Below are 8,429 nucleotides of genomic sequence, written 5' to 3'. Positions count from 1 at the left end.
AGATGTCCAAAGGTGTTCCTGTCAGCCTGTGCCCTCGCCGCCGTCGTCATGTTCTGGTTATGAATCCTGACCCTAGTACGCGCAGGTGGCCGAGGCGGGTCGAGCAGACGACCGTGATCTAACCTGCATTTGAAAATATGCTTTCTGTCTTAATAAATCCCTTCGAAATCAGGCGGAAATCGGGCGATCCTACGGTTTCGAAGTGCTAGAACACGTCGTTTCCCGAGCGATTAACCAAATTTGCAAAATAATTTTGACTTACGATTGTGCGGCTTTTCGTTGCTACGCCCTTGGGTTGTAACTTTCGAATCATGCGTCTTTCCAAGCCGGACAGACAAAAGGCCGCGCCCCATTCCGAAGCCGCGGCCATGTCTTGTCGATAGCGCTGTAATCCGCAGATATGCCGGGTTAGCCGTGCGTGGGCGATGCAAGCATAGCCTGTCGGGCGAAGGGTGCGCCGATATCACCTATGTGGCGGTCAAGAACGGCTTCCTCTGTCTGGTGACGATCGTGGATCGGGCGACACGTAGAGATCTAAGCTGGCGACTGTCCAACATGATGCAAGCTGTTCGGTGTTGAGGCCCCGAACCAAGCCATCGCCAAGCCTGGCCCGCCCGAGAACCTCATGCACAAGCTCTTATCTCGATCTCCGTCCGAAGTACCTGCCAGCGGGCAGCGTCAGCGCATGGCCATCCGACAGCGCTTGTGTACGTAGAACCGCAGTCTAACCTCGATGCCGCCCTTCGCGTCGAGATGCGGCTAGAGATTGCGCGGTTGCGTCGCAGGCTGCATCGGACGATGAGCTAAGCAGTCATGAACAGGTCGAGGCATTGACGCTGGCCAACCGGATCGTGGTGCTTGAATATGGGGAAATCGCGCAGGTCGACCCCGCAGCGCGAGCTGTATGAGTGCTCCACCGATCTATTCGTGGTGCAGTTCATTGGTCGTCCAATAATGAACGTGATACCCTGTTTGGCCTCGGGCGGGAGCTATCGCCTTGAGAGGGCACGGCGCAGCGTGCCCGTTAGTTCACGCATCGCCGCTTGGGATTCGCCCTGAATATATTAGCCTTGGCGCGCCGACGACGGGAAAGGCTGCGGCCAGTCCCGGGGCTCAGCGCTTCCGTGCGCCGGTGTTTTCACTGGAAGCCCCGCCTGTGACTACATCACCGGTTCGCGCCGGGAACCCAAAGCACGTCGTCTTGCCCGTCATTATTGGCGATGCGGGCGGCCACGAAGAACCAGTCGGACAGTCGGTTTAGGTATTTTACCGCCCATTCGTTGACGCTTTCGGTGGTGGCCAGCTCGACCGCGCCGCGTTCAGCGCGGCGCGCCACGGTGCGGCACAGGTGCAGGTGCGCGGCCAGCGCGGTGCCGCCGGGCAGGATAAAGCTGCGCAGGGGTTCGAGTTTCGCGTTCATCGCGTCGATCTCGGTTTCGAGCCGGGTCACCTGAGATTCAATCATGCGCAGGACCGGATAGCCTGCCTCGTCGTCGCGCTCCATATCGGGGCGCGCGAGATCAGCCCCCAGATCGAACAGATCGTTCTGGATCAGCGATAGCGCGGCCTGCACATCACTATCCGCATGCAGACGCGCCAACCCGACCGTCGCGTTCAGCTCATCGACATTGCCATAGGCGGCGACGCGCGGCGAGTGTTTCGCCACCCGCGCGCCATTGGACAGCGCGGTTTCCCCGGCGTCGCCAGTGCGGGTGTAAATCCGATTGAGAACGACCATTCAGGCCCCCTTGCGTAGATAGACAAAAATCAGGATCAGCACGATGGCCACCGCCTGCGCCGCGATGCGCAGGCGCATCAGCTTATTGGCATGTTTGCGGTTGAAATCTCCGCCGCGCCCGAACCCGGCAATTCCGATCATCAAGATGACCAGCACCGCAAGGCTGGCGGCGGCCACTAAATAGAATAACGGGTCACTGCGCATCGAATTCCTCTCCCTGTTGGCCAAGACATAGCCGGGAAGAGGAGGTATGCGAAAGCTTTTTCACCCTTTCGCGAGCACCCAGTCGAGCGCGCGCCCCGGAAGGATGCGCCGCGCGACCTCCATCAGATGGGTGGGAACGGTGATCGCGTAGCGCGGTTTCGGGTTAGGGGCGTCCAGCGCCTTGAGGATCACCTTCGTGACAGCCGAGGCAGGCAATTCGAATTTGGCGGGGCCACGGCTTTTGTAAAGCTGGTTGAGCAGGTCGTCTTCATATTGATGGCGACGCGCCGAGTTTTCCCAATCCACCCATTTCTCGAAATGCGTGATCGCGTTTTTGCGAAATTTAGAGGTGATGGGCCCCGGTTCGATCAACACGATCTTGATATCAGTGTCGCGCATTTCCAGCCGCAGCACGTCGGTTAGACCCTCAAGCGCAAATTTCGTCGCCACATAGGCCCCGCGCCAGCGATAGCCGACCATCCCGAGCACCGAGGAGCACTGGATGATCCGCCCCTCGCCATTATCGCCTTGCGCGCGCATCACCTTAATCGCGCGGTTGGTCAGGTCGTGCAGGCCGAACAGGTTGGTTTCAAAGATCTCGCGCAGCGCGCCTGTGGGGATGTCCTCAGTTGCGCCGGGACAGGCAAACGCGGCATTGTTATAGAGCGCATCCAGACGGCCACGGCCACGCGCCAAGGCCTCGTTAAAGCCCGCATCAATCGAATCCGGGTCAGCCACGTCAAGCTGGAACGAGGTCAACCCTTCGGAGCGCAGGCGTTCGCAATCTTCTTCCTTGCGGCACGTGGCCAGCACCTTCCAGCCCGCCGCTTTCAGCCCATGGGCTGCGTCATAGCCGATGCCCGAGGAGCATCCGGTGATCAGGATTGTCTTGGCCATCTGTCCCGCCCTAAATTTTCGCCGCCGCGGACACCGAAGGGTGCCCTCGGCGTCTTAGTCTCCGGCGGGAGTATTTGGAGCTAGATGAAAAGGCAAGGTTTTGGCGGCGTTGCGCGTCAGTTTGCCGGGGTCAGAAACCGCGCAGCGACCCAGCCGTCGATGCCGTCGCCCTCGATCTTGATATGCGCCCAGCCCGATTGCTGCGACATCACGAGCACCTGTTCGCCCTTGCGAATGCGGTCCACCGCGCTGTTGGCAGTCGAGGGACCAGAGCGCACATTGAGCGCATTGGCCGAAACGGTCCAAAGCGAGCCGCCTGCAACTTGCGGGGCCTCTATCGAGCGATATTCGGGTGAGGGGCGCAGCGCGGGTCCCGGCATGCGCGCTTTTGCGATGACCGGGCTGACGGTCGCGGATGCGGGCACTACCTGCGGTGCGGTTGACGCGGTGATCTTGTTGGGTGCGTAAAGCGGATCGGGATTACTGGCGCTCCGAGTGACTTGTGGCGCGGCGTCCGTCTCGACGGTTGCAGAATCGCCCGGCAAATCGCGACCAAATATTGTGAGCGAGACAAAAATTCCCGCGAGCGTTGTAAAAAGTAGCTTTCCCATGACTTCCCCCAAGTCTTCCCCTGTGACCCGTGGCAGAATCGGGTCACAATTAGTTTATCACGTTCTGTTACAAGTTGCCCTTGGGGAATCCCGCAGCGGCGCGAAAAGTTTCTCGTCATTTCTTACAGATACGTTTTCCCGCTGGACCGGGCAGCAACGCGGCTTTACACCCGAGCCCATGAGCAAAGACGACGAAACTCCGCTATCGATGACCTCAGAACCGCTGAGCCGCGCAATCGGCGAGCGCTATCTGACCTATGCACTGTCCACGATCATGCACCGCGCGCTGCCCGATGCGCGCGACGGGCTAAAACCGGTGCATCGCCGCATCCTTTTCGCGATGCGCGAGTTGAAGCTGTCTCCGACCGGGGGCTTTCGCAAATCGGCCAAGATTTCGGGCGATGTGATGGGCAACTATCACCCGCACGGCGATGCCGCGATCTACGATGCGATGGCGCGTTTGGCGCAGGATTTCGCGATGCGCTACCCGCTGGTGAACGGGCAGGGCAACTTCGGCAATATCGACGGCGATAATCCGGCTGCGAGCCGCTATACCGAGGCTCGCTTGGCCGCCCCGTCCGAGGCGTTGCTGGACGGTCTGGCCGAGAATTCGGTCGATTTTCGCCCCAATTACGATGGCACGTTGGAAGAACCCATCGTGCTGCCCGCAGCCTTTCCGAACCTATTGGCAAATGGTGCCAGCGGCATTGCTGTGGGCATGGCGACGAACATTCCGCCGCACAACTTGGATGAGTTGGTGCAGGCCTGTCTGGCGATGATCGCGCGCCCCGCCATTACCGATGACGAGTTGGTCGAGCATATTCCCGGCCCCGATTTCCCGACCGGGGGCGTGCTGGTTGAGCCGCCCGAAAATATCCGTGAGGCTTATCGCAGCGGGCGCGGGGCGTTTCGTCTGCGCGCGCGTTGGGAGCGCGAGGATCTGGGGCGTGGTCAGTGGCAAATTGTTGTCACCGAGATTCCCTATCAGGTGCAGAAATCCAAGCTGATCGAGCGTTTGGCCGAGGTCATTCAGACCCGCAAAGTGCCCGCTTTGGCCGATGTGCGCGACGAAAGTGCCGATGATATCCGCATCGTGCTAGAGCCGAAAACCCGCACGATTGAGCCCGAAATGCTGATGGGCATGTTGTTCAAAAGCTCGGATCTGGAACTGCGCTTTAGCATGAACATGAACGTGCTGATCGACGGGCGGGTGCCCAAGGTGTGCTCGCTCAAAGAGGTTTTGCGCGCCTTTCTTGATCACCGTCGCGAAGTGTTGGTGCGCCGTTCCCAGCACCGGATGGACAAGATTGACGCGCGTCTTGAGGTGCTTGAGGGCTATATCATTGCCTTCCTCAACCTTGATCGGGTGATCGAGATCATCCGCTATGAGGACGAGCCGAAGGCCATGTTGATGGCCGAGTTCGACCTGAGCGATGTGCAGGCCGAAGCGATCCTGAACATGCGGTTGCGTAGCTTGCGCAAGCTCGAAGAGATGGAGCTAAAGCGCGAACGCGACGCGCTGACCGAGGAACGCGCGGGGCTTGAGGACTTGCTGGCCTCGGAAAAGCTGCAATGGAAGCAAATCAGTGGCGAGCTGAAAGACATCGCCAAGAAGTTTGGAAAATCCGCACCCGGTGGCGCGCGCCGCACTGGTTTCGCCGAGGCGGGCGAGGTCGAAGAGGTGCCGATCGAGGCGATGATCGAGCGCGAGCCGATTACCGTCATCCTGTCCAAAATGGGCTGGGTGCGCGCGATGAAGGGGCACAATGCGCTGGATGCCGAGGTCAAGTTCAAGGATGGCGACGGCCCGATGTTTGCGATGCATGCCGAAACCACGGATCGCATCGTGCTGATGGGCGCGAACGGGCGGGCCTACACCGTGCTGGGTGCCAATCTGCCCGGTGGGCGCGGCATGGGCGAGCCGGTGCGCCTGATCGTCGATCTGCCCAATGAGGCCGAGGTGACGCATCTGTTGCTGCCCAAAGCGGGCGAGAAATACCTGCTGGCCTCAAGCGATGGCGATGGCTTCATCTGCCCCGCCGAAGAGCTGATCGCGCAGACCCGTTCGGGCAAGCAGGTGCTGAACATGCGTGGTGATGCCAAGACAGTGGTTTGTGCCAAAACGAGTGGCGATCATGTCGCCTGCGTGGGCCAAAACCGCAAACTGTTGGTCTTTGCGCTGGATGAATTGCCCGAAATGGCGCGCGGCAAGGGTGTGCGGTTGCAGAAATACAAGGATGGCGGGCTGTCTGATGCCACCACCTTCACGCTGGCCGATGGTCTGAGCTGGAAAGACCCGGCCGGGCGCACCCGCACCGAGCTGGAGTTAAGCGAGTGGACCGGCAAACGTGCCTCGGCGGGGCGGATGGCGCCGCGCGGTTTCCCGCGCGACAACAAGTTTAACTAGTCTGCGACCCTGCGCTCAGGTGTAAAGCGGGGGCACGCCAAGCTGGGCGTGGATGTGGTTGACCGACTCGTGATCCAGCCCAAGCGCTTTGGCGAAGCTATCGAGATATTGCGCCTCGGTTTGATTATCGAGATCAATCGCGGTGACGGACATCGTATAGGCCTGCGCCTCTAGCCCGTCGGGGATTTGACGCGCCAAGCCCTGGGCATCCACCGGGGCCGCGAGTTCCTGCTGCACGAAGGCGCGCTCTTCGGGGCTGATATCGCCAAGCTGACCCATCAGTTTTTCCTGCTCGCTTGCGTCGATTTTACCGTCGGATTTGACCGCTTGGATCATCGCCTTAAGCATGACGCCCGCCGCCGCATTTTGTGCCGCGCTGGGCGGGGTGGCGGGTTCGCCGCCATTGGCGAAGGCTGAATTCAGCTGATCGCCAAAGCTGTGCTCGGGGGCGGTCTGCTGCGGGGTTGGTTGTGCTGCGCCGCCGCCCAACATGCCCCCGAGCATTCCGCCAAGACCGCCCGCTGCACCGCCCGCCGCAAGCGAGCTAAGCATGCCGCCCAATCCGCCAGAGGACGCGCCACCGCCCGTCAACTGGCCCAGCAGATCGCCCAAGCCGCCGCTGGTCTGACCGCGTGGCGACGACCGGGTGGCGATGCTGCTTGATCCTGCGCCGCTCAGGCTTTCCATCAGGCCGCCCAAGCCGCCTGCTGGCCCGGCGCTACTCGAACCGCTAAGCAGCGAGCCCATCATATCCGCCAGACCGCCGCCTGAGGCGCCAGATGTGCCTGCAGATGCGCTGCGCCCCATGCTGGAGACGCCTTTGGCCACGGCAACGCCGATTGCGACTTTTGCGAGTGCTCCCATCAAAGACATCGCTTTTCCCCCTTTTGATTTACGTTAACGGAACTTTACGCGACGGGCGGTTGAGCGCCATGGGAAAAATCCCACGCTTTTCTCACATCGCCTCGACGGTCAGCCAAATCCCGCCTTTGGGGCGTGTCGTGAGGATCATCTCGGGCACCGGTTCACGCCCCGCCACGGCGCTAAAGCGAAACCGTGACAGCAGCGTGGCAAGGATGATCCCGGCCTCTTGCAGGGCAAACCCCGCGCCGATGCAGATCCGTGGCCCGGCACCGAAGGGCAAAAAGGCGTAGTGGTCATGGGTTGGGTTGGCGAAACGCCCGGGGCGAAACGCGTCCGGTTCGTCCCATAGCGCGTGATGGCGATGCAGCGCGTAGATCGGCAGCATCACGGTATCGCCGCGTCGCACTTCGCGGCCCAGCAGGCGGTCGGGCTTTTGCGCGGTGCGCGAGAGAAACCCGGCAGGGGGATAAAGGCGCAGGCTTTCCTGTACGATTTGCTGGATCAGGGGCATCGCGTCGAGATCCTCGACGCCCGCTACACGCCCGCCCAACACATCTTGCCCCTGCTCGCGGGCGGCGGTCTGGATGGCAGGATCGAAAGCACACAGATACAGCGCCCAAGCCAGCGTCAGCGCGGTGGTTTCATGCCCCGCGACGATGAAGGTCAGCAGGTTGTCGCGCAGCTCAGCGGCGTTCATTGCGCGCCCCGTTTCAGGATCGCTTGCGCCTTTCAGCAGGTCCAGCAAATCGGGCCGATCCTTGGCGTGCCCGGCATTGCGTGCACTGATCGCAGCATCGGCATGGCGCTTGAGCTCGCGCACGATATGGGCCGAGGCGAGGCGATGGGGGCGCGGTACCCAGCCGGGCAGGGCAAAGAAGTCAAGCAGCGAGACCTTGGCGGTGCGCGCGATATAGGCGTCGATGGCGCGATGGATCGCGGCGCGGTCGAACCCTTCATCGCCCGAGAAGGTAACCTCGGAGATCACCTCAAAGGTCGCGGTGACCATTTCCTGATGCAGATCGACCGCGCGCCCGGTGCCAGCATGTTGGGCGATGCGTGCCGCGCTGGCTTGCGCGGCGGCCTGCATCACCGGCGCCAGCGCCTGCATGTTACGCAGGGCAAATACGGGCGAGGCCGCGCGGCGTTGCCAGCGCCATTCCGCGCCCTCGGCAACAAACAGCCCCTGACCGACCGCCGGGCCAAGGATCAACTTGGTCACGACCGATTTCGGATAATCCTCGACGCGGTCTTTCAGGATATGGCGCGCAGCGTCAGGGTCCATCACCATATGCCAGCGCGCCCCGGTATTGCCCGAGATGATCGGCGCATGGGTGGCCAGTTCCGGTATAATTTCCAGCACGTTGCGCCGCGCGGCACGCAGGCTTGCGGCAATCCCGAGCGGCTTGCGTGCAAGGTTCGCGCGCGCGGGAAAGGGCGGCTGTGCGGTGGGGGCGGTTTGCTCCATCTTCCAAAGGTAAGGGCTGAGGCGGGATTGATCAAACTTTACGCAGCCAAGCTTGACCGAATTTCCCCGATCCGGGCTTGATTTTTTTCCGCCAGCGCAATAGATAGCGCGCGATATTGACTCGGGCCAGCGCTAGTGGCCCCCCAAAGCAGAGGCGCCCCGCGAGATGGCTAAGGAAAAGTTTCAACGTAACAAACCGCACGTCAACATCGGCACGATTGGTCACGTTGACCACGGCAAGAC

At 61.3% G+C, this 8,429-nt stretch carries 8 protein-coding genes; 1 reads left to right on the top strand and 7 read right to left on the bottom strand.

The window, feature by feature from the left end; genetic code table 11:
• Positions 1-1,165 precede the first annotated feature (1,165 nt).
• The 4 genes from ACN0SD_RS20470 to ACN0SD_RS20455 all read right to left on the bottom strand — a co-directional run bounded on the left by ACN0SD_RS20470 (position 1,166) and on the right by ACN0SD_RS20455 (position 3,450).
• Positions 1,166-1,738, bottom strand: a complete 573-nt coding sequence (locus ACN0SD_RS20470; protein ID WP_417810025.1) for a cob(I)yrinic acid a,c-diamide adenosyltransferase — start codon at positions 1,736-1,738, stop codon at positions 1,166-1,168.
• Entirely contained in the window at positions 1,739-1,942 is a 204-nt protein-coding gene (locus tag ACN0SD_RS20465) for a twin transmembrane helix small protein (RefSeq protein WP_038130171.1), read from the bottom strand.
• Between the two features lie 60 nt (positions 1,943-2,002).
• Entirely contained in the window at positions 2,003-2,839 is an 837-nt protein-coding gene (locus tag ACN0SD_RS20460) for an SDR family NAD(P)-dependent oxidoreductase (protein ID WP_417810024.1), read from the bottom strand.
• 116 nt (positions 2,840-2,955) lie between these two features.
• The gene (locus ACN0SD_RS20455; protein ID WP_417810023.1) at positions 2,956-3,450 is read right to left on the bottom strand and encodes an SH3 domain-containing protein; all 495 of its coding nucleotides are present in this window, start codon (positions 3,448-3,450) and stop codon (positions 2,956-2,958) included.
• Positions 3,451-3,628: 178 nt separating this feature from the next.
• Between ACN0SD_RS20455 and parC the strand changes: the two genes are divergently transcribed.
• Entirely contained in the window at positions 3,629-5,857 is a 2,229-nt protein-coding gene (gene parC, locus ACN0SD_RS20450) for a DNA topoisomerase IV subunit A (protein ID WP_417810022.1), read from the top strand.
• Between the two features lie 15 nt (positions 5,858-5,872).
• Here the strand turns inward: parC and ACN0SD_RS20445 are convergent, their stop codons facing one another.
• The 3 genes from ACN0SD_RS20445 to ACN0SD_RS20435 all read right to left on the bottom strand — a co-directional run.
• Complete coding sequence (locus tag ACN0SD_RS20445; RefSeq protein ID WP_417810021.1) at positions 5,873-6,730, bottom strand: DUF533 domain-containing protein; 858 nt, start codon at positions 6,728-6,730, stop codon at positions 5,873-5,875.
• An 82-nt stretch (positions 6,731-6,812) separates the two neighbouring features.
• On the bottom strand, positions 6,813-8,186 hold the full coding sequence (locus ACN0SD_RS20440; protein ID WP_417810020.1) for a cytochrome P450: 1,374 nt from the start codon (positions 8,184-8,186) through the stop codon (positions 6,813-6,815).
• Between the two features lie 31 nt (positions 8,187-8,217).
• Positions 8,218-8,429 (bottom strand): hypothetical protein (locus tag ACN0SD_RS20435; RefSeq protein WP_417810019.1); only part of this gene is annotated, 212 nt, incomplete at its 5' end.

Origin of the sequence: Thioclava sp., from assembly GCF_048263065.1 — a bacterium.
In the GTDB taxonomy this organism is placed as follows: domain Bacteria; phylum Pseudomonadota; class Alphaproteobacteria; order Rhodobacterales; family Rhodobacteraceae; genus Thioclava.
Note: the sequence above shows the minus strand (reverse complement) of the source record. Positions and strands in the feature narration are given on the sequence as shown.

Coding starts and splice junctions, on each gene's coding strand:
- ACN0SD_RS20440 (WP_417810020.1), bottom strand. CDS start 8,186: ATGGAGCAAACCGCCCCCACCGCACAGCCGCCCTTTCCCGCGCGCGCG.
- ACN0SD_RS20465 (WP_038130171.1), bottom strand. CDS start 1,942: ATGCGCAGTGACCCGTTATTCTATTTAGTGGCCGCCGCCAGCCTTGCG.
- ACN0SD_RS20445 (WP_417810021.1), bottom strand. CDS start 6,730: ATGTCTTTGATGGGAGCACTCGCAAAAGTCGCAATCGGCGTTGCCGTG.
- ACN0SD_RS20460 (WP_417810024.1), bottom strand. CDS start 2,839: ATGGCCAAGACAATCCTGATCACCGGATGCTCCTCGGGCATCGGCTAT.
- ACN0SD_RS20470 (WP_417810025.1), bottom strand. CDS start 1,738: ATGGTCGTTCTCAATCGGATTTACACCCGCACTGGCGACGCCGGGGAA.
- parC (WP_417810022.1), top strand. CDS start 3,629: ATGAGCAAAGACGACGAAACTCCGCTATCGATGACCTCAGAACCGCTG.
- ACN0SD_RS20455 (WP_417810023.1), bottom strand. CDS start 3,450: ATGGGAAAGCTACTTTTTACAACGCTCGCGGGAATTTTTGTCTCGCTC.